Origin of the sequence: Photobacterium sp. Alg240-V54, assembly GCF_900537155.1 — a bacterium.
In the GTDB taxonomy this organism is placed as follows: domain Bacteria; phylum Pseudomonadota; class Gammaproteobacteria; order Enterobacterales; family Vibrionaceae; genus Photobacterium.
In genome coordinates this window covers 1-19,298 of sequence record NZ_UNRL01000001.1, presented here as the reverse complement: position 1 = coordinate 19,298, position 19,298 = coordinate 1, and the positions used below count along the sequence as shown (strand labels likewise).

The following is a 19,298-nucleotide window of genomic DNA, read 5'->3' as shown; positions in this document are numbered from 1 at the left end:
ATAGGTCTTTATTCTTGATCTGCTATAAGAGATATTATATAAGACTGAAATATTAAAGCTATATAATTCATATATTTATAAAAATTAAAAGATCATACAGCGATCGAATGAAAACATTAATAAATAGCAAATTTCCCATAATAACCACCGTTGATCAGCTATTTTTATCGTCACTATTTTTGCAAATTATGGTTAATAGCTCTAGTGTATCCACAACTTTTAAAGTGTTACGGTGTCACTATTGGGTTAATTATCTAATGAAAGAGGAAGTAAATAAGACTATCATTAATAGAAGTATTTTTAGGGAGCATAAGTTATGGTAGATAAAATATCGTTTGTCGTTAATCCATCAATTTCTATTGCAGAATTGATCATTAATTATGTTCAGGGCCATGAATCACAATTTTCACCAATGCTTTTTTCAAAACACAATGTAGAAGATGCTCGATTTCAATTTGCGACAGCATCGTTACGGGTGGATATGGTTGAGTTTGATGATGATCACCATTCAGGTTTAGCACATGTAAGTTATGGTATTCACTTTTTCTGGCCGTGTAATAACCAAGATGAAATTGATACTTTTCAAGAAAAACTGCCTTTCGTTATTAACGATAACCAAGTTATTTTTAGCTTAACAACCCATCAACCATGGATTGTTTTGTAATCGACAAACAAAAAAAGAGAGCGGGTAAGGCTCTCTTTGTTTTGTCATATTAAAACATATATTAGTGCATTAATCGTCGCCATGTACCTTGGTGCTGTTTAAGCAATATGCTATGAATAATTAACGAAGCAATGATAATTACGCCATACACCAATCGGGTCCAAAATCCTGCAAGTCCTGCGCTAATAATACCAGCTTCTAAAATACCGATAATACACGCACCAAAAAATGTACCTAGTAATGTACCGCGTCCGCCAAGCACTGATGTGCCACCAATAAAAACCGAAGCAAAAACAAGTAACATATAACCCTGTCCCTGATTTGGCCACCAGCTGCTCATTTCAAGACTAACAAAAACGCCCACAACTGCCGACATTAATCCCATTAAAACAAATAATAACAATCGAGTACGAGCAACAGGTACGCCCATCATTTCAGCAGCTTTAGGGTTATCGCCAATGAAATTGATATTATCACCAAAAATATGGCGCGATAATATCAGCCATAAAACGGCCAAAATTACCAAACACCATACCGCTTGTGCAGGGATCACATCAGCAATTCGACCCACCATCATGGTATGGAACCAGCTATCACGTACTTGAGGTAAACTTAATGCTAATCCATCTGCAATGACTGTCGTTAAACCGCCAATGAAAAATTGACTACCAATGGTTGCAATAATCGAGGGTATATTAAAACATACCACTAGCAGACCATTAAGGACGCCACATAAAATGCCGACGATAGCCGCAGCTGCAACAGCAATAACCGGAGATTGTGTCGCCTGAAATGTCGCAGCAAAAACATAACCACCAAGTGCAATCACCGATGGAAAACTCATATCAATTTCACGAGCAATAACTAATAGCGTCAAACAAAAAGCGAGCATTGCTGTAAATGGGATCGTTGACATGAACGACGTATAAATACGCATATGAGTAAATGTTTGGGGGCTATAAGCCGTAAACAATAACCATAAACTGACTAACATTAAGCTAGTAATAATAGGGGCGCGGTGTTTTACCATAAATATATTCATGCAGCACCTCGACCAACGGCTGCTAGTAACGCATGTTGTAATGATTGTTGATCCATCTCAGTTTTACTGTATTCAGCAACGATCGTACCACGATCCATCACCACAAAACGATCAGCAACTCGATAAGCGTCATTCATATTATGCGTAATCAACAAACAAGCACGATGTTGTGCTTTCAATTGTTCTATAAAGCATAATACTTTCTCAACTTCACCTAACGATAATGCCGTTGTTGGTTCATCAAGTATCACTAATTTTGCATTAAATAACATTGCTCGACCAATGGCTAAACCTTGACGTTCACCACCAGAAAGTTGCGACACACAACTATCAATGTTTGCACCGACACCACGGAAATCAAGTTTCTTCAGTAACTGTTGTGCTTGTTGGCGTTCTTGTTTTTGATCGATAAATCCAAACCGATTACGAATATGACGCCCTAAAAATAAGTTACGCCATACCGATTGTTGTTCACCAAGCGAGCCTGATTGATACACTGTTTCAATCCCTAATTTACGGGCATTTTTCACATTATATTGTTGTTTATCAACAAGTTCATTTTGAATAGTGATCTCACCAGAATCAAATGCTTCAATCCCTGCAATCAGCTTAATTAAGGTTGATTTTCCTGCGCCATTATCGCCAAGTAGAGCAATTACTTCACCTTCATTAATACTGAGATTAATGTTTCGCAACGCATGAATAGGCCCAAACCACTTATTTACGTCTGTTAGCATTAATGCCTTTGAGCACATTAACGAATACCTTTGGCTGCTAGCGGAGCAATGAAATTAATATTCTTGAGATCAACAAATCCAGCACCAGTATCTATATTTAAACCAGAAAAGCCGTATCGATTACTTAATACTGTTTGCACAACCGATAAATATCCCATCAGGTAAGGTTGGCTATCTGCAACTAACTGAACATAATCGCTACGAATAGCATCAGCGGTTGCAGGAGATAAACTAAAACCTGCAACAAAGATCTCTTTAGGTCTAACACCAGCATTACGTAAGAAATTAGCCATTTGAGAGGTGAGGGATCCATGATCAACTAAGATGAGCTTAGTACTGATATGACTGGCAAGGTATGATGTGATCGCAGCCGTACCTAATGAAGGATCTTTATCTGTTTCAGGTGAAATTTGTAGAAAATCAACGGTTAACCCAGCTTGTTCTAAGGTCTTGATCATACCTCGAGTAGATTTACTTCTTTCAGCTATGTCTTTTATGCCCCAAACTAATGCATGATCACCAGCTTTAAACTTACCACGACGTAGCGCTTCGGCTGCTAGTTTGATACCACGTTTAGCATTACTTACTCCAACATAACCAAAACCTTTACCTTGCATTGCACTCATGCTTGCCGGTAAAGCGGTATCAATTGCAGTGACATTAATACCTTTACTCTCAGCTTCCATAACCAAAGGTTGATAGGCACTGTCGCCTGGGTGACCCATAATAATAATACCAGAAGGCTTAGCAGCAACGGCTTGTTTAAAGTTCTCAATCATTTTTTGTGGCTGCCAATCAGAATAAACAACCCGTAAGTTAGCCCCAAGATCTTCTGCTGCTTGCTTTGCTCCATTTTGAACAACCGTTGCATAAGGACCACCGACAGGGCCACCGACATCAATCCAGATTGACATATTTGTGCCAGAAGGTGTTGCACAGACACTGGTAGAGACTAATGCAAGACTCGCCATAACAACTGTCGAGAATTTTTTTGAAAGATGTTTCATATATTCACCAGCAATTTGAATTCTATCTATATTAGTGAAGCATTTTATCGTTATTTGTTAAAAACGCTAACTATTAATAAGTAGAATTTATTGCGGCTATATTGTCATATCGATCATAAAAGTCAGCAATATGGGCAGGGTATGGATGGGTGCATTGAGGGTAAATGTTATCAGCTATTCATAAATTTAAATAAATAACAACAAACTAACAAAGATCAAATATGCATTTTATAACATATATGCTATAAATAGCTTTATCAATGCAAAAAGGAATAAAAGGTTATGAAAAAGACAATTACACTATCTATGCTTGGTATTTCATTATTTTTCAATTCTTTAGCGCATGCTGACATCAAAGTGAAGACGGCACATGAGCTTGAGATTTTTCGCTTAGGCTACATACATTCAATTACGCCTTTTGATCTCAAGCAACCGACCGAGGCCTTGCAAACTATTGCTAATTTGTATGCATTAACTTACGTTCTAAAAGACTTGCCGCTAGCAGAAGAAACAAAATACGACACACTATCTAGCGATATAAAAAAAGATATTGCATATAAATATTGTAAAGCTTATACCACGCCATCTAACACTCAAATTCAAGCATCAGCAATACTCAGTGATATTTTATCAACTTATTAGTGGATCTTTTTATGCTTCAATATAATTAACACGATAACCACAAATACACATAATAAGATTTTTCCCTTCAAGGTATTCGGATTTCCCACACTTAGGACATACAAATTTCGCTACTAACGTAAACATAACAACACCATAAGATTTAACATTTAGTTAATATATATAGCATTGGGTAATTGAGTCAGAATAGTTTCAATAACATGCGATAAAAACCACAAAATTAAAAAGTGTTATTCATTCTTTCATTACATTATTGCTTTCATATCAAAAATCTATTTTTAATCAACATAGTAGAAAATTATCTCAGTAAAAAATAGTCATAAAAAAACTCTCACAAATGACCGTGAGAGTTTTTTAAAAGTGCAATATTTAGCAATGATTAATGATCGACTTCAAAGCCAAATGTTTTATTTTGAATATAGACCATGTCACAGTCTGTTGTGTACACGACGCTATGAATGCGATTGGCTTTAATGTAACCCGTTTGACCCGCTGTTAAGATCATTGGTTCGCCATCTTTTACTAACTTGCCATCAACACGAAGATGAAATTGAATAGCAATCTCACCAGTAACGATAATAGACATATCATCATGAGGGTGATGATGCGGATCTTCGATTGTACCTGCTTTCCAGCGCTCAAGTAATGCAGTGACACAATTGGCATTACTTTCATCAGTGTCTCGAAAACTAAATCCAGGAAATTCAGGATCAGCAGTAAAATCAGACCAAATATCTTTTGAAATAAACGTGCTCATAATAAAAACTACCAATAAATAACATTGTTATTATTATAAGCGCTTATCAGTAACATCATCATGTATTAAATCAGCAAGCTCAATATGCAATTATAACGCACTACATATCGTAACTTGGCTGCTCTAACCAATCATCTGCTTCATCAAACATGGCTTCAAGTTGTGACTCAACGTGTTGTTTATCATCCTTTAATCCACCTAAGACATTTAATTCATTTGCACCACCTAAACGTACTCGAACTAAAGCATCTGGCCAAGATATCGCCATGCGGCGACAAAACTCGCGTTCTACTTGGCAAAAAACATCTTGTGGTACATTATTTTTATTAACCATTAACTCTATGCGCATATAAGTCCATCTATTACACTGGATAAAATAACACTGATTATATATACAGCGTAATAGACTGAGCAATTTAATCTCTTTATGGTGTTAAGTGGTAATGTTTATTAAACATAAGTTACTCAAACTTACAGCTAATTGATGTAATTGGTGTATTTGAGGTTGAGAAACATGCATAAACAGTTTGAGGTTTATGGCGGCGTAATTGAACGTAACCCGAATCAATATCATCCTCAGAGAAGGTTATAAGATGTGATTTTGCCGTTGTCATATCTGCATATGTCGCTTCAAACTCATCATGAATAGCATTGGCGACTTTATTTAGTGTATGTGTTGTTTGAAAACTAATGGTAGCACAACGCATAGGTGCTGAATGATGTACCTCTGCCATTTGCGATTGTTGATCATAGTTAACCGCTTCTATTGTTGGTTCTATATTAACAGTATCAAAGTGGGTAACAGAGCAAGTAGACTGAGCCATAACAGCGCCAGAGAAGAGATTAGCGAATAAGAACAAAGGCGTCAGTTTCATTAAATAATCATCCTATAATCGATTTGATTTTAATATACCTTTTTATCATACCTCGCAACCATAACCGTCAAAACATTTAACAAACAACAAAAAATGTCATATTAGCGATAATAAAAACTAATTTTGACACTTAAAGGTGAAAATAGACAATAAAAAAGCCGTATAGTTACTCCATCGATAACAAACAAGAGTATATAATCATGTCAACATTTACTATGACAAGTAACAGCATTGCAGAAGAACAGCATCACGATAAACGTTTTTCATTTAATAGTTTTGGTAACGATGGCGATAATATCTCACCTCAGTTAGCTTGGAAAAATGCACCTGAAGGCACTAAGAGTTTTGCTGTTACATGTTTTGATCCTGATGCACCAACTGACTGTGGTTTTTGGCACTGGCTGGTCATTAATATTCCAGCATCAACCCATGAGCTTGCAGAAGGCGCATCAACCGATCTTGCTGCTGGTTTAGAAATGCGTAACGATTACGGCTTTAATGGCTACGGCGGCGCATGTCCACCAGAAGGTCATGGTGTTCACCGCTATGTATTCACTGTATGGGCATTGCCTTGTGAAAAGATGGAAGTACCAGATGATGCATCATGTGCTTTAGTCAGCTTTATGCTTAACGGTACAGCATTAGCTAAATCAACGATTACAGCTCATTACCAGCGTTAATCGTTCTAATGACAGTGAAAAAGAAAAGTCTCATTTATAGCGATCTATTATGAGGCTTTCTTTTTTATAGCAGCAATATAAATAGATTAAAGGAGAATAACATGTCGGCAATTGTGCAATGCATTCATTACAGCGGTCAAAAGTCACAGCAATTACGTAATGTTCCTTTTATCTATCCATCCATTGTTTGGGTACAGACGGGTGTGAAAAAATTACAATGGCAAAATGATTGGATAAGCATTGATCCCCAGCATTGGCTATTAACCTCTGGCCACTCACAATATACATTTATTAACCAACCCTCACAGAGTATATTTTCATCGCTGCAACTCTGTTTTTTCATTAAACCGACCACAGAGCTTATCAATCGTTCGCGTCAGCAGGCTAGTAGCAATGTGGCGCCGGATTATCAATTTGATCATGCGGGTGAGTATTTATTTATGAATGTCATTAATATGCCGAAATCGTTACCACGTAACGTGCAAGAGTGCATGGTGAACGCATTATTTGAATATTTAGCAAATGTCGGTAGGCTACATCAGCTCTTTCATTCACAAGATTTATCATGGCGAGACAAACTTGTGGCGTTATTTAAACAACAGCCAGCTGAACAACATAGTATTGAATCAGCATGTCAGCATTTTGGATTAAGTAAATCGACCTTAATTCGTCGCCTACGTGAAGAATCTACCCAGTTCAGAGAAGTTTTAGCCGAGTTAAGAATGGGTTACGCATTAACGTTACTTCAAAAGCAGCATTATACTCAGCTTGATTTAGCGCAACTTTGTGGTTATCAGTCAGAGACACGATTCGCGCAACGGTTTAAAAAACAATTTGGCTTATCACTTAAAGAATATCAACAAACGATTCTAAACTAAAAGGGTTGAACAATATCGCCCATCCCTTAGTCAATAGACATATAACAATGGCAAATGCTTGATGCGTATTAAATTATCATTTACTCTCATTACAATAACATTTTGTAATGATGTGCGGTAAATAATGATTAATCCCCAATGGCTAACAACCTTTAAAACATTAATAGAGACAGGGCATTTCACACATACAGCTGATGTTTTACACATGACACAGCCAGGTGTAAGCCAGCATATTAAAAAGTTAGAACAAGCTTGTGGCTATCAGTTGATCACCCGCTATAACAAACAATTTGAGATCACAGAGCAGGGAATGCTTGTCTATCAATATGCTCAACAACAAACACTACAGTATCAAAGCTTAATCAACAGTCTACAAACTGACAGTCCTCATGCTGGTATCTGTAAATTAGCTTGTTCTGGCTCGTTTGCTTTATCGTTATACCCGCAGTTATTACGTTTACAACAACAACACCCTCAGCTCCATTTCCATCTCGAAGCCGCGCCTAATCATAAAATTTTAGAAGATATTGAAACGAATAGCATTGATATAGGCATTGTCACTCAACCACCTGAAAATGATAAACTAAAAGCAACCGTTATTGGCCAAGAACAATTATGTTTAGTGTTACCGCTACGCTATAAAGATACTGATGTTAATCTCGAACTATTAACCGATTGTGGGCTTATTAATCACCCAGATGCCGAGTATTATCTAACCAAATATTTTCGTAGTTGCGGCCAAACACATTTAGTCGATATTAAAATTGAGCAATTACCGATAACGAGCTATATCAATCAACTTAGTCAGATTTTAATCGCCGTTGCTGAAGGGATAGGGTTTACCGTTTTACCTCAAAGCGCTATTGCACACTTTTTCGATAAACATAAATTATACATTGCGCCACCATTAACAGCCGTAACTGAAAAACTGTACATCATTCAAAAACAGCATCGTCAGTTACCGGTACGTTATCAAACAATAATGCCATTACTGACAAAAATAAGTCATTAAATAGATGATTAAACAAGCAATAATGACTTTGTTTTAATACATAATTTGATCTTCTCTATAAAATAGACTTTAAATAGCCCATAGATAACCAATGCGTGTTTACAGAGGGATAGCTCATGAAAAAGTCGACAAAGTCTGCCATCGCAGTCCTTAGTGGAATCGTGATATGCAGTTTAGTATTTACAATCATCAAAAGTGAACAAACGACAAAGAGCAATACCGTTATCGAGCAGACACAAGATAACACAGCCGTTGAAGTACCCACTGCGGCATTACCAAAAGCAGCAAATTCAGATTCAGCTCCAGCGCTGCAAGTTAAAGATAAGCCTTACAAATGCAGTGATTTTGATCCTAAAACAGGTGGTTTAAAAGGGTGGACTGCTGATATGGGCGTTGGGCCTGCAATACCAGAGCAATTACTTCCCAAAGATTGCCCAGCACTTCAACACCGATAATCACATAATAACACTCAGCCCTCCAGATCATCACTTTCGGAGGGCCATTGTTCGCTCAGTTAAATATATACAATCAACTAAGGTTGTACTGAAATCGCAATATTTTTGCTTTCCCAGCTGTCTTTTTCCCATGAGCGGCCATAGTTAAGTTTTAGCTCTCCGACACCTGCTGCAACCACCTCAAAAGTATATGAACGTAAACCGGCGCAACCGACCATGCCTTTCTTACATTGTGGCAAATTTTGGTAATCAACACTCAACAACATTAATGAGTTTGGCATTGAGCGCAGCGCCCAAGAAGCACCAGTAGAAGGATTAGCGGGCAAACTTAATTTAAACGTTTGGCCTAGCTTCATCGTTATTGCTTGTTTTTGATCAGTTGGTAAACATGTTTTTTGCGGTACTTTACTATAATCGCCAGTCACAATAGTGGTAAAACCCGCGTCACATACAGGTTGTGGCACTGATTGAGCTTGTTCAGACGCAAATGTACCACCACTGATAGTTACAAGTGTTGTTGCTAATAGAATGTGTTTCATTGCTTTCATGTCACTGTCCTTCATATTTGTTGTTTCTTTATTAGCCTAACAAATAACCCAGTGCTTACGCTAGACCAGTAAAAAAACGTCAGCAATGGGTAAAAATCTGACGGTAATGTCCAAAAAACAACCAACTATTAATATTCAGTTGCGTTTTACTGTAAACAATCAATAATACAGCTCTAAAAATTAAAAACAAAAGAGTCAATATGTCAGGTACAAACCGTTCTAATATCCATGTTGGTTTAGACGTTCAAATCGTATTAAAGCAAGATCAACGTAGCGGCACGCTAACATCAGGTACGGTTGAGAAAATACTTACCAACTCACCAACCCATCCCCACGGCATAAAAGTACGCCTAACAACAGGTGATGTCGGCCGAGTGAAAGTGATCCTTTAAACGTAGGTCGCCAACAAACAACTTACCATCGTATTTAATCCAATCATAACCAAAGCCAAGTCTGGTTTTGGTATATCAGCATGTCATTAACGTGACAAATTGATCGTACTATATAGAAAGAGAACATCGTGAATCGAACCAAAATTATGCTACTTAGTGTTGCACTTTTACCAACGCTAGCATTTGCACAAACTCCACAAGGTAACACCACTAACCAATCATTCAGCAAAGCTAAAAAGATCATGCAACAGCAGATCTATACTAACCCTGTAGATATGAAAACTATTTACTGTGGTGCTGATTTCAACAATAAAAAGTACGTTACATTACCTTCAGGCTTTACAACGGACGTATATAAAAAGCGCGTTAAACGTTGGGAAGCAGAACACGTAGTACCAGCGGAGAACTTTGGTCGCGCATTTAGTGAATGGCGTGATGGCGCTAAAGTTTGTGTTGATAGCAAAGGCAAATCATTTAAAGGCCGTAAGTGTGCTGAAAAAGCCAATGCTGAATACCGCTTAATGCAATCAGACCTTTATAACTTATTCCCAGCAGTAGGTGCTGTGAATGCGGCTCGTCAGAACTACAACTATGTAATGCTGCCTAAAACAGCTAGCAAAGACTATCGTTCATTTGGTAGCTGCGACATGATCATTGATAAAAAAGACCATGATGCACAGCCACCAGAGCGCGCACGTGGTGTTATCGCCCGTACCTACATGTATTTTGAAGCGGTATACCCAAGCTACAAAATGAGCCGTCAGCAGCGTCAATTAATGACTGCATGGGATAAACAATACCCAGTATCAAAATGGGAATGTGAACGTGCCGCTAAAATTCAAAAAATTCAAGGCAATGTGGATCCTATCTTAGCCTCACGTTGTAAAAACATCGGCTAAAACCGACTTGAAATCACACCTAAAAAATCCATATTTCGCGATATGGATTTTTTTGTTTTGTTTATAAAAGCAATAAAAGCCTAATACAACAATTGTGAGTATCTTCAATTGTTAACAAAAGACAAACGAGGTAATCTTAATGTTATGATCTTAGTGGGAATATCGACGCTCTATAGCATTAATAACAGGCGCTAGTTATCAAAACGAAACTAAACGCTATTAATATTTTATTTTTTGTAGTCTTATATGCTACGCTATAAATGTAACGAGCTAGAAATACAATTGTGTTAACCGTTTGATGAGTTAACGTGTTGTATTAACATACTATTCATATTGTATGTCACACAAAATTTTATTTATTGGAGTACCATTTATTAATGAGCAGCAATCGTAGAACTCAGAATCAATTAGCTACCCTTACAAAAAAGCTTTCTAAGTTACAAGCCATGTCTAAATCTACTCGAGATGGTGCAAGTAAAGCACGTTACACTGCTGAAATTGAAAAAATCGAAATAGAGCTTAGTAAGCTTCAACAAACTGCAGAATAGAATCTTTCTATTTATGATGTTTGGCCTACTACTATTTCGACAATAGTAGTAGGTTAGTCAACCATATTACTACCGCTGTTGTTACTCACATATCCCCATCACAAGCTGCATTTTCTAAAATCCACACAGATATTTAACCACTTTATTATTCAACGTAGATCAGGCTATCTTCATTATTGCTACTGTTATTTATCCCCTGTAGCGGATAAATGGTAATTATCCTCTGTAGGGGATAAAAATGGCTATAGTATCGCTGCACCGACAGAGAAATTTTTATCAGTATGCGTCATTATTGCTTGAGTGGTTTCTTTTATGCTTTTATTTAAAAGAGGAATAAATTTGTAATCAAGCTTATAAGCGATAATCGAAGGTGCATTTCCAGTAAGAGAGATCACACTATCAGAATTAGAACCCCATACTTTTTCTGTTCCAACCAAATTATTTAAGAATACCTTTGAAAGTGGATTAACATTAATAGGATAATCTTTTGCCTCAATGTATTGACCATACTTAGAGCTAAGGTGATTAACTAAACTGACATAAAAGTATTTTTTTTCTTCCAAAGGTAGACCGTTAACGATAAAAGTAACGTTTACTTGATAAAGTGCTTGGGATTGACGAGTAAAAAACAAACTGATGTTTGCACTTTCTCCTGCAACGGTTGCTCTGTAAGAATATGTTCGTGCGTCAGGGTTACTATTAATGTGTTTTTCATTATATTTACCATATATAAATGAAGGGCCGACATTAACAGCTAGTTGCCTTTCTTTAGCTTGTTTTTTGAAAGCTAGAATATTCATACCATATTTCCAACCATCAAAAGTCGCAAACTCATCCATTCCATAATCATAAGCTTCTTCGCATGGAAAATCTTGAAACGTTACCTGAGCATCAACAGAACACTTGTAGATTTCAGAGGCAAATAAAGGGCAACTAATAAGCACTAAGCCCGTTAAAAGCAGTTGGTTATACTTCATATTCATCCTTGAATTAATGAGGTGCAATTGGCAGTAAATTTAAATCACATTATTGCATTGTATTGAATACTATAGAATGAGACTTGGTTAATATTGTGACTATAGAAACAAAGCAGTATCACTCATAAAATCAGTTAGATTGTTCAACCGCTCGACACTTAGGGAACGTAGAACAGCCCCAAAACTGTTTGCCTTTATTCTCACCACGCTTTGTTTCACGCATTAACATTGTAGAGCCACAACGAGGGCACAGTTTTATAGACTCTTTCTCAGCAACTATTTTTTGTACATGCTGACGGTGCTTTACATTGGTCGTTATTCCACGTTTTAACTTAATCTGATTCAAAGATTCTATTAATCGCAAATATTCATCATCAGAAAACACCACCTCATCAAACTGTTTAATATAACGTATACAGCCACGAGCATAAGTAACGTTAGGTGGCATCTCAGTTTTAAAAGTGCTATCACCAATAAAAATAATCACGGAATGCAATTGTTCACCGCTACAACCTAGCTGTAATTCAAGTGTTTTAACGTGTTTGTAATTTTGATGAAGAGGATTTTGAAACTTTGAGGAATGCCGATAAATTTTTTGTGTCCATTGTTTTTGCCGAGCAGAACCAAAAATCCAACCTTTCATATTTTTTGTTTCAACGACAAATATGCCAAACTTAGACACAACAACATGGTCAATTTGAGTCGTACCATCATCGGTCGGCAAGGTAACATCTTTGATGAGTGTATAATCCGATTTTGGAAGCTTGAGTAAAAGGCGGTTTACAACAAACTCACCAAAAATACCTTTAAACCAACGGCTTTTGAAGATATTAACCAAGATAACTAATGGTATTAGATACCAAACCTGTTCAAGCATCTCAAATAATAGCTTCGATATATCCACTTTGATTTCCTATTCACGAGCAATTTAATGGTTAGCTAAAAGCCTAATTATATTGTGCTAAAAATTAGTCACAAAAAACGTCACATTCTATTTTTCAATTGATAAAACAAAAGTATAAAAAAGCTTTTTCGCGAGCTATCTCTATAAATGAATATATTTGATAGTTATCGAGCAGTTAACTATTGCAACAACAAACACCCCATGCACCGGATTCATACAACACAGAGTGACACTGTAACTAATTAGCAATCAGTATCGAAGTGACATCAACACGCGCAAAATAACGCCCTTAAAATTTATTCTCATAACGGTGAAATTTTTCTTTTAGTGCAAAGTTCTATTACTTCAAGAATTGGCACATAGGGAACAATATGCTTAAAAATATCACAATAGCTTTAGGGGCAGGGTTTATTGGTAGTATCGCCAATGTCGCTGCGATTTATCTCATCAACCCATTACAAGGATTGTCCCAACCCGATCATATATTTGTCTATAAACAGTTTTTTTGGGGCGGTTTATGGGCACTGCTTTATTGCTTGCCTTTTTTAAAACAGAGATGGTTTATCAAAGGTATCGTCGTCGGTTTTATCGCAAGTTTATGTACTTTCTTTGTCTTTCAAACTATTCCTGTCACGCCAATTAATATCATAAAAGCGTTGATGGTTAATATTGTTGCATGGGGAGGATGCTCATCGTTCTTTTTTTATAAAGCAACAACATCTGACAAGACGTTATAACCACACGACTTTGAAATGGTAACCATCATGAAAAAAATATTAATTAATACCTCATTACTTTTATTATCAATCTCTTCTAGTGCCTTTGCTCATAATGTAGAGTACCCAACAGAACCGACGTTTAAAATAACACCTAAAGGCAACCTTCTGGTTGGTAAAGACGATTTGGCGCTATACACGTTTAAAAAAGACGTTAATTCGCCCATTCCACCTAAATGTACCAGCATGAAAGACAAAGGCCCGTTAGGCTCATGCTTAGCAAGATGGCCCGCCGCAATCGTCACTATGAAAGAAATGAAAAAGTTAATCTTACAAGATCCAAAATTTGGCGCGGTATACAATAATGAGCTTAACAAGTTACAACTAACGTACTCAGGATTGCCGACTTACTATTGGTTTAAAGACACCGAGAAAAACAATTTTAGCGGTGATGGTGTCGGCAATGCATGGTCATTAATTTTAAAAGACATACCGCCTACAATGTTTGATGGTTTAGAGAAGAGCACTGCTAAGTCTAAATAACTAGAACCAATCTAATACCGTCCACTGTGGCGGTATTTTTGTATTTGGTGAAAGCAGGGTTAAGGTTGTCCTATGTTATGAGAACCAACGAGGCAGGCATATCACTCAAGCCAGAGCAGATATTAATGGGTTATGCGTTGATGGAGATTAACTCAGATAATGAAAGAGGACTTAAAACGAAGATCATTCAGACAGCAAGGATGCTAAAGAACTTACCCTAGCTGTCTAATAACATAAACATCAGTAATAGCATAATGTCGCATTTATTATACACATGAAGCATTCATGGAAATGATAATATCCTTTCTTTAGCAAAGAAATGAACAAAATCAATAAGAAACGCCGCATTACTGATAATGAAATCTTTCGATTCTATACCTGTAACCTAACCGTTGAGATGACAGCAAAGCTGTGCTTTAAGACACCGAAAACGGTTTTACAGTGGGATAAAGGTAAGACAATACCACCCATTTGTAGGCGTTTGATGAAAATGTATGCTTGCCGAGATTTATCACCACTTGATGATGATTGGCAAGGCTGGAAAGTATCCAAAGGAAAGTTGATTACCCCTGATGGTTGGCCGTTAACACCAAACAGGATCATTATGGGGAATGCTCTTATAGAAATAGGAGCGACTGATGAGCTGCGTTTTCAACGTGAAGTATTGCGGACAGCTAGGATGCTGAAGAAGTTAAAATAGCTAGATATAACCTGTTACTAAGACAGGTTATATTTTAACTCTATTGATTTAAATAGTTTATTGTTATTAAGGGCAAAAATCACCACGTAAAATTTAAAAGAAGTAAAATAACTACCACACAAAAGCTTAGATGCAGTACTCGACTATTGAATAGATTTAAGAATAGAAAATGGGAGCTAATACCTAAACTAACTAGTCATAGAATAGGACTTTGTAATGCATTATATAGAGAAATATACCGAATGACAGTAATAGGCTTTTATTAAAAACAGCAAAATCCACGTTTAAAATAGACTTTACTGTTTTCCAATAAACACACAAAGACTGCTTAATTAACAGTTAGTTAGTGCACATGTAAAGGGTTGCATTTACCTACATTTATTAGGCATATACTGCCTAATATACGTATCAAGAAGAGCATTTAACTCTTTATCTACAGCATTATGTTTCTGTGGACTTCTCGCTTTTCTTAAATGCTTCTCTAAAAACTTATAAGAAAGCTTAATAACTATTTTACGATGTTCTTGATACAATTCTCTCGTCCAATTCAAGTCTTTACCTTTAGTCAAATTATTTGTTGGGTCTCTACAGACTATAAAAGCGATATTTCCATAATCATTAATTAAATAAGAATTTACTTGCCTGTACTCATCAGCACCTAATTTTGTATAATTTTTAACTTCAAAAATAACTTGCCTTGATTTGTAGTCTTGAAGAACTCTCTTCCAAAAAGCTGAATCACCTAGATTTGTCGCTACCATATCCCTTTGCTGTAAAGCATTTTTATTAGGATGAGCTTCGATATTAGTTAATGCCCCAGCAAATATTATTTTTAAAGCTTTTAGCACCCAGGCTTCAAAGTCATATGCATCTTTGGCACCCTCACGAATATTATCAACTTCATCTAATAAAGCGCCTATTCGTTGCTTCCTTTGATCTTCAGAAACAGATGTAACCTCAATGTCATATTCATCATTGATATCTTCTGCTTCATCTAATTTTAGTTCAGATTGAGTTGTTGATAATGAAAGCCAATAGCAAGGGTGAATTAGAAGACGCATGTTATTAGCAAAATTTCTATCTGGATCTTTTCCATCATGACAAAAAACAAAAGAGGCTGACATTTCATTATGAATACCAATAAAACCTACACTATAAAGGCGCTGCAACACCTGACTTTCATTCTCAAATAGAAAAATATCTTGCTGCTTTTGTCTTTCAAATTTATCCTTTTGCAATACTTTAGCAATAAGTGTTAGGGCGTGGTCCCCACGAACCTCAGAAGTTGAACCATAAAAAGCAGCAGTAAACTCTTCTAACGAAGGAAATATTTGATCATATTCTTTATGTAAATCTGATAAGCGATTTTGAGAAATAGTTTTTGCGGTCAAATCTATATCGTCAAGGATAATTTCTTGTCGTTCTTGAGAGTTAGCTCTAAGAAATGCTTCATTTAAAAGTACTAATATATCTCGAGGACGATACAATGTCAGTTTTAACGCAGATCGAAATCCTTCTCGTCCTTTTAGCTCTCGAGCTGTGAACTTGCTCCAAATTTTTGTGTTATTCTCTATATCAACCCCATAAGCAATTCTTATTCGATTACACACAAGATTAAAAAGACTATATTCATCCCAATGGAGTCGTAAAGATTGTCCCTCAATGTTACGAGTAAAGTCAGGATCTAATTTAGAAATCGCTCTGTAGATATTATCTCTGACAAAAGCAAAAGCGATAACTTTCTCTTTTAGGGTACTTTTAATATCTATAACTGATTGAACAAAGCCGTCGATAATAGCTACACCAAGATTATCAGGGCTATATCCCTCATCCAATCTATCTGCAAAAATAACATACTGTACTTTAGACCGATTCAGAGCATCTAAAATTACTTCCTCAAGTAATTCTAACTCTAAAACATCTGCTAAATCGGCTATTCTTGACTGTGGACTTTGCTCTATAGTGAATAAACTTTGGAGTTTAGTCCTTATCTTTGACGAAATATTCCGTCCTTTAGGTCCCCAACCTGAAATATGTTCAGCTATTAACTGACTTTTTAAATTATTTTTATATTTATAGTGATGATTTAAATCAGTAATAACTTCCATATAAATGGCATATCTCCACGCCATCTTTGTTCCAGCTTTTATATGAAGATAATTATCTCCAAATAAGCAAAATACATCCCTTAGGCCAATAATTTGATTTTCATTAGGGGCGATTGATAGTGTTTGTGTCTTAGGTTTTGCTTCCCAGTGCTTTTGAAGCTTAAAGGCTAATGCACTCTTTCCTGTACCACGCCTACCAACGACAATAGGTCGGTCATAAGACTCAACAAGAGCCTTATAGTCAGATGATTCATAGTAAGCATTTTCAAGCATTTTGAGATCATTCTCAGCTCGAATATCACCTAAAATATTTCCGTTCATTTCTGCATCCTAAATATATGAAGAACTAAATGAGCATAAATATGCTGCATTAGTTAATATAGCCACTAAAAACACTCTATTTAACATATGCAATTTTTCACACACCATGTGATTACATCTCAAGTAAAACAAGAGAATAAACCCCGTTTTGGTACACTTTCTATGCCGATAGTAACAATAAAATGCCGTTAACAGTTTGTTGAGTGTGTTACTAAACGTTTCTACCGCGCATAGCGCGCTGTGGCATATCAAAAACCCTAAAATACTAACTTTTCTTATGACCGTTGTTAGCCTTTCTTTAGAGCAATCTTAGTGATCCTTTCTTAATTTCACATATGTCATGTGGATAATAAAAAAGCGCGTTATCCACAATCCTAATGGAGTGGGGAACGCGCTTTTAAATTTGGCCTCCGACCATCAAAGTTTTCTTTTTTGTTTTTAAAAGCAAAAACTAGATGATACTGACCTTTATCAATACCGATGATCTCTCTGCCTGATGTAGAGCTAAAGAGCGAGCCTATTAGCAGTATATCTTTAAGAATTGGCACTCCCGTATCATTACTCCTTGATTCCTCACCAACCAAGCCACCAAGTATGATTGATTGGCCATCTTTAGCCTGAATCACTGTCTGTATTTGGCGGTTATTGGTGATGATGTCGCTAGCTATATCGCTATTACTAACACTGCTTGATGTCTGGTTAATATTCATCAATACCGTATCACCTATGATATGCGGTGTTACTCGTAGTGATACACCTACATTTTGACGCTCGATTTTTTGGATCGTATTACCACCATCCGTTACTTCACTTGATACCAAAAACGGCACGTTCTGACCAACAGTGATATAACCTTGCTCACGATCAGTAATAAGCAAATGCGGTTTACTCAACAGTATTGGTACTGTAGTTATCTAATAAGGTTTGGATAATAGGGGTGTCGATATGCAGTAAGTCATAAAACTTAGTCTTTGGTGGTACAATAACCAATAAAACGTTTTTATCACGATTGGATAATCTACGTTATAAGGTAAAAATATGACGATACAAAAGATATATTCTCAAAAGGTTGTTAGTGTCACTTACGCAAGAAGTCATATAAAAGAGTGTTTAGATAACGGTACAACAGCGCTTTTAAACAATAATAAAGTAACAGGATACATAGTTAACGCTGAAACTTTTGAGTCAATGATGAATATTTTGGATGGTTTTACATCAATCAAAAAGCAATTAAGTCCCGATCTTGAATCTAAAATAATTCGAGCCCAAAAAGCACTAAATGGGATTCGAAGTAAAAGCGCTAGTGATTATGTAAAATATAAAGATATGTCTGATGATGAATTGTTTGAGTAGTTGCCATTTCTTATAACGGTATTTTGTTTAAAATGTCCTCATTATTCCCCGATTAAAATGTCTCCTTTTAAGGTAGTTCATTAGGGTGAATTTGGGGTTATAGAGTAGGGAAGTCACGGCTTTTTTCTGGTACTGGGTTTAAATTGTTCCGGGTGAACTAACACTGGATTGATGGCTTCAAGTTGACGGATTGCCCGTTGTTGGGCGGTTCGTTTGGGGGCTTTTTTACTACGACTACGTGTTTGTTGTTGGTCATATTGTTGCTGTTTCGCCTGGGCAAATTTCAATACTGCGCCCAAACGTTTATTATCGACCACCTGACCTTGGTCAACATCTTCGAGCTTATCAAACACTTTAAATTCTAATTTACGATGGCCGTATTGAATGGCGATGGTGCCATCTGGGCGATCTAGAACGTTAACAACTTGATGTACAAGTCGTTGATTTTCTTCAGTTGGAACAATTAAATAGATAACTTTGTCGTATTGAAATGTCAGTGACTTTGATAATTTCCTTGGTTCTTGCCACACAAAAATATCA

24 protein-coding genes and 1 pseudogene are annotated in these 19,298 nt (G+C 36.4%); 13 read left to right on the top strand and 12 right to left on the bottom strand.

Annotated elements, in window-relative coordinates; genetic code table 11:
* Nucleotides 1-316: 316 nt before the first annotated feature.
* Nucleotides 317-664 (top strand): hypothetical protein, encoded by a 348-nt coding sequence (locus tag G6R09_RS00125; protein WP_065176427.1) that lies wholly within the window; start codon nt 317-319, stop codon nt 662-664.
* Nucleotides 665-725: 61 nt separating this feature from the next.
* Here G6R09_RS00125 and G6R09_RS00120 read toward each other — a convergent pair whose 3' ends face one another.
* Genes G6R09_RS00120 through G6R09_RS00110 form a run of 3 tightly spaced genes read right to left on the bottom strand, consistent with a single transcriptional unit; the run spans nt 726 to nt 3,450 of the window.
* Complete coding sequence (locus G6R09_RS00120; RefSeq protein ID WP_065176426.1) at nt 726-1,706, bottom strand: ABC transporter permease; 981 nt, start codon at nt 1,704-1,706, stop codon at nt 726-728.
* Nucleotides 1,703-2,443: an ATP-binding cassette domain-containing protein gene (locus G6R09_RS00115; RefSeq protein ID WP_240345670.1), complete on the bottom strand. Its 741-nt coding sequence runs from the start codon at nt 2,441-2,443 to the stop codon at nt 1,703-1,705. Before G6R09_RS00115 ends, G6R09_RS00120 begins: the two co-directional genes overlap by 4 nt.
* Nucleotides 2,444-2,460: 17 nt before the next feature.
* A complete protein-coding gene (locus G6R09_RS00110) occupies nt 2,461-3,450 on the bottom strand; it encodes a substrate-binding domain-containing protein (RefSeq protein ID WP_235859658.1) in 990 nt (329 codons plus the stop codon).
* A gap of 282 nt (nt 3,451-3,732) precedes the next feature.
* Between G6R09_RS00110 and G6R09_RS00105 the strand changes: the two genes are divergently transcribed.
* Nucleotides 3,733-4,092, top strand: a complete 360-nt coding sequence (locus tag G6R09_RS00105; RefSeq protein WP_065167494.1) for a hypothetical protein — start codon at nt 3,733-3,735, stop codon at nt 4,090-4,092.
* A 379-nt stretch (nt 4,093-4,471) separates the two neighbouring features.
* On the opposite strand, the gene G6R09_RS00100 is transcribed toward G6R09_RS00105, so the two are convergent.
* The 3 genes from G6R09_RS00100 to G6R09_RS00090 form a co-directional block, all read right to left on the bottom strand.
* Nucleotides 4,472-4,849, bottom strand: coding sequence for a cupin domain-containing protein (locus G6R09_RS00100; protein WP_065167493.1), 378 nt, complete (start codon nt 4,847-4,849; stop codon nt 4,472-4,474).
* A 100-nt stretch (nt 4,850-4,949) separates the two neighbouring features.
* Complete coding sequence (locus G6R09_RS00095; RefSeq protein WP_163919953.1) at nt 4,950-5,198, bottom strand: DinI-like family protein; 249 nt, start codon at nt 5,196-5,198, stop codon at nt 4,950-4,952.
* Between the two features lie 112 nt (nt 5,199-5,310).
* Nucleotides 5,311-5,724 (bottom strand): hypothetical protein, encoded by a 414-nt coding sequence (locus G6R09_RS00090; protein ID WP_065167491.1) that lies wholly within the window; start codon nt 5,722-5,724, stop codon nt 5,311-5,313.
* Between the two features lie 200 nt (nt 5,725-5,924).
* On the opposite strand from G6R09_RS00090, the gene G6R09_RS00085 reads away from it, so the two are divergent.
* From G6R09_RS00085 to G6R09_RS00070, 4 genes are all read left to right on the top strand, one after another.
* The gene (locus G6R09_RS00085; RefSeq protein ID WP_163919951.1) at nt 5,925-6,404 is read left to right on the top strand and encodes a YbhB/YbcL family Raf kinase inhibitor-like protein; all 480 of its coding nucleotides are present in this window, start codon (nt 5,925-5,927) and stop codon (nt 6,402-6,404) included.
* A gap of 101 nt (nt 6,405-6,505) precedes the next feature.
* Nucleotides 6,506-7,282 (top strand): helix-turn-helix transcriptional regulator, encoded by a 777-nt coding sequence (locus tag G6R09_RS00080; RefSeq protein WP_163919949.1) that lies wholly within the window; start codon nt 6,506-6,508, stop codon nt 7,280-7,282.
* A gap of 124 nt (nt 7,283-7,406) precedes the next feature.
* Nucleotides 7,407-8,294, top strand: coding sequence for a LysR family transcriptional regulator (locus G6R09_RS00075; protein WP_065167488.1), 888 nt, complete (start codon nt 7,407-7,409; stop codon nt 8,292-8,294).
* A gap of 116 nt (nt 8,295-8,410) precedes the next feature.
* On the top strand, nt 8,411-8,749 hold the full coding sequence (locus tag G6R09_RS00070; protein WP_065167487.1) for a hypothetical protein: 339 nt from the start codon (nt 8,411-8,413) through the stop codon (nt 8,747-8,749).
* Between the two features lie 77 nt (nt 8,750-8,826).
* Here the strand turns inward: G6R09_RS00070 and G6R09_RS00065 are convergent, their stop codons facing one another.
* Nucleotides 8,827-9,297, bottom strand: coding sequence for a protease inhibitor I42 family protein (locus G6R09_RS00065; protein WP_163919947.1), 471 nt, complete (start codon nt 9,295-9,297; stop codon nt 8,827-8,829).
* Nucleotides 9,298-9,497: 200 nt separating this feature from the next.
* On the opposite strand from G6R09_RS00065, the gene G6R09_RS00060 reads away from it, so the two are divergent.
* Both G6R09_RS00060 and G6R09_RS00055 read left to right on the top strand, forming a co-directional pair.
* Nucleotides 9,498-9,689 carry a YwbE family protein gene (locus G6R09_RS00060; protein WP_065167485.1) on the top strand — a complete coding sequence of 64 codons (192 nt, stop codon included), beginning with the start codon at nt 9,498-9,500 and terminating at the stop codon, nt 9,687-9,689.
* Nucleotides 9,690-9,835: 146 nt separating this feature from the next.
* Nucleotides 9,836-10,588, top strand: coding sequence for an endonuclease (locus tag G6R09_RS00055; RefSeq protein ID WP_065167683.1), 753 nt, complete (start codon nt 9,836-9,838; stop codon nt 10,586-10,588).
* A 790-nt stretch (nt 10,589-11,378) separates the two neighbouring features.
* On the opposite strand, the gene G6R09_RS00050 is transcribed toward G6R09_RS00055, so the two are convergent.
* Both G6R09_RS00050 and G6R09_RS00045 read right to left on the bottom strand, forming a co-directional pair.
* A complete protein-coding gene (locus G6R09_RS00050) occupies nt 11,379-12,113 on the bottom strand; it encodes a hypothetical protein (protein ID WP_163919945.1) in 735 nt (244 codons plus the stop codon).
* A gap of 130 nt (nt 12,114-12,243) precedes the next feature.
* Nucleotides 12,244-13,017: a nuclease-related domain-containing protein gene (locus G6R09_RS00045; protein ID WP_163919943.1), complete on the bottom strand. Its 774-nt coding sequence runs from the start codon at nt 13,015-13,017 to the stop codon at nt 12,244-12,246.
* A 371-nt stretch (nt 13,018-13,388) separates the two neighbouring features.
* On the opposite strand from G6R09_RS00045, the gene G6R09_RS00040 reads away from it, so the two are divergent.
* The 4 genes from G6R09_RS00040 (at nt 13,389) to G6R09_RS00025 (ending at nt 14,976) form a co-directional block, all read left to right on the top strand.
* The gene (locus G6R09_RS00040) at nt 13,389-13,754 is read left to right on the top strand and encodes a hypothetical protein (protein WP_163919941.1); all 366 of its coding nucleotides are present in this window, start codon (nt 13,389-13,391) and stop codon (nt 13,752-13,754) included.
* A 27-nt stretch (nt 13,755-13,781) separates the two neighbouring features.
* The gene (locus G6R09_RS00035; protein WP_163919939.1) at nt 13,782-14,276 is read left to right on the top strand and encodes a hypothetical protein; all 495 of its coding nucleotides are present in this window, start codon (nt 13,782-13,784) and stop codon (nt 14,274-14,276) included.
* Nucleotides 14,277-14,353: 77 nt separating this feature from the next.
* Nucleotides 14,354-14,497 (top strand): hypothetical protein, encoded by a 144-nt coding sequence (locus G6R09_RS00030; protein ID WP_163919937.1) that lies wholly within the window; start codon nt 14,354-14,356, stop codon nt 14,495-14,497.
* A gap of 98 nt (nt 14,498-14,595) precedes the next feature.
* Nucleotides 14,596-14,976 (top strand): DUF3653 domain-containing protein, encoded by a 381-nt coding sequence (locus G6R09_RS00025; protein ID WP_163919935.1) that lies wholly within the window; start codon nt 14,596-14,598, stop codon nt 14,974-14,976.
* A gap of 368 nt (nt 14,977-15,344) precedes the next feature.
* Here G6R09_RS00025 and G6R09_RS00020 read toward each other — a convergent pair whose 3' ends face one another.
* The gene (locus G6R09_RS00020) at nt 15,345-17,405 is read right to left on the bottom strand and encodes a P-loop ATPase, Sll1717 family (protein WP_163919933.1); all 2,061 of its coding nucleotides are present in this window, start codon (nt 17,403-17,405) and stop codon (nt 15,345-15,347) included.
* Nucleotides 17,406-17,779: 374 nt separating this feature from the next.
* Nucleotides 17,780-18,298 (bottom strand): hypothetical protein, encoded by a 519-nt coding sequence (locus tag G6R09_RS00015; protein ID WP_240345669.1) that lies wholly within the window; start codon nt 18,296-18,298, stop codon nt 17,780-17,782.
* Nucleotides 18,299-18,443: 145 nt separating this feature from the next.
* On the opposite strand from G6R09_RS00015, the gene G6R09_RS00010 reads away from it, so the two are divergent.
* Nucleotides 18,444-18,758, top strand: a complete 315-nt coding sequence (locus G6R09_RS00010; protein ID WP_065176414.1) for a hypothetical protein — start codon at nt 18,444-18,446, stop codon at nt 18,756-18,758.
* 113 nt (nt 18,759-18,871) lie between these two features.
* On the opposite strand, the pseudogene G6R09_RS00005 reads toward G6R09_RS00010, so the two are convergent.
* Nucleotides 18,872-19,298: pseudogene (locus G6R09_RS00005) on the bottom strand (ISNCY family transposase); the annotation flags it as partial.

Excerpts from the sequence above, each read along its gene's own strand:
- G6R09_RS00125 (WP_065176427.1), top strand. The coding sequence starts at position 317 with ATGGTAGATAAAATATCGTTTGTCGTTAATCCATCAATTTCTATTGCA.
- G6R09_RS00120 (WP_065176426.1), bottom strand. The coding sequence starts at position 1,706 with ATGAATATATTTATGGTAAAACACCGCGCCCCTATTATTACTAGCTTA.
- G6R09_RS00115 (WP_240345670.1), bottom strand. The coding sequence starts at position 2,443 with ATGCTAACAGACGTAAATAAGTGGTTTGGGCCTATTCATGCGTTGCGA.
- G6R09_RS00110 (WP_235859658.1), bottom strand. The coding sequence starts at position 3,450 with ATGAAACATCTTTCAAAAAAATTCTCGACAGTTGTTATGGCGAGTCTT.
- G6R09_RS00105 (WP_065167494.1), top strand. The coding sequence starts at position 3,733 with ATGAAAAAGACAATTACACTATCTATGCTTGGTATTTCATTATTTTTC.
- G6R09_RS00100 (WP_065167493.1), bottom strand. The coding sequence starts at position 4,849 with ATGAGCACGTTTATTTCAAAAGATATTTGGTCTGATTTTACTGCTGAT.
- G6R09_RS00095 (WP_163919953.1), bottom strand. The coding sequence starts at position 5,198 with ATGCGCATAGAGTTAATGGTTAATAAAAATAATGTACCACAAGATGTT.
- G6R09_RS00090 (WP_065167491.1), bottom strand. The coding sequence starts at position 5,724 with ATGAAACTGACGCCTTTGTTCTTATTCGCTAATCTCTTCTCTGGCGCT.
- G6R09_RS00085 (WP_163919951.1), top strand. The coding sequence starts at position 5,925 with ATGTCAACATTTACTATGACAAGTAACAGCATTGCAGAAGAACAGCAT.
- G6R09_RS00080 (WP_163919949.1), top strand. The coding sequence starts at position 6,506 with ATGTCGGCAATTGTGCAATGCATTCATTACAGCGGTCAAAAGTCACAG.
- G6R09_RS00075 (WP_065167488.1), top strand. The coding sequence starts at position 7,407 with ATGATTAATCCCCAATGGCTAACAACCTTTAAAACATTAATAGAGACA.
- G6R09_RS00070 (WP_065167487.1), top strand. The coding sequence starts at position 8,411 with ATGAAAAAGTCGACAAAGTCTGCCATCGCAGTCCTTAGTGGAATCGTG.
- G6R09_RS00065 (WP_163919947.1), bottom strand. The coding sequence starts at position 9,297 with ATGAAAGCAATGAAACACATTCTATTAGCAACAACACTTGTAACTATC.
- G6R09_RS00060 (WP_065167485.1), top strand. The coding sequence starts at position 9,498 with ATGTCAGGTACAAACCGTTCTAATATCCATGTTGGTTTAGACGTTCAA.
- G6R09_RS00055 (WP_065167683.1), top strand. The coding sequence starts at position 9,836 with ATGCTACTTAGTGTTGCACTTTTACCAACGCTAGCATTTGCACAAACT.
- G6R09_RS00050 (WP_163919945.1), bottom strand. The coding sequence starts at position 12,113 with ATGAAGTATAACCAACTGCTTTTAACGGGCTTAGTGCTTATTAGTTGC.
- G6R09_RS00040 (WP_163919941.1), top strand. The coding sequence starts at position 13,389 with ATGCTTAAAAATATCACAATAGCTTTAGGGGCAGGGTTTATTGGTAGT.
- G6R09_RS00035 (WP_163919939.1), top strand. The coding sequence starts at position 13,782 with ATGAAAAAAATATTAATTAATACCTCATTACTTTTATTATCAATCTCT.
- G6R09_RS00030 (WP_163919937.1), top strand. The coding sequence starts at position 14,354 with ATGAGAACCAACGAGGCAGGCATATCACTCAAGCCAGAGCAGATATTA.
- G6R09_RS00025 (WP_163919935.1), top strand. The coding sequence starts at position 14,596 with ATGAACAAAATCAATAAGAAACGCCGCATTACTGATAATGAAATCTTT.
- G6R09_RS00020 (WP_163919933.1), bottom strand. The coding sequence starts at position 17,405 with ATGAACGGAAATATTTTAGGTGATATTCGAGCTGAGAATGATCTCAAA.
- G6R09_RS00010 (WP_065176414.1), top strand. The coding sequence starts at position 18,444 with ATGACGATACAAAAGATATATTCTCAAAAGGTTGTTAGTGTCACTTAC.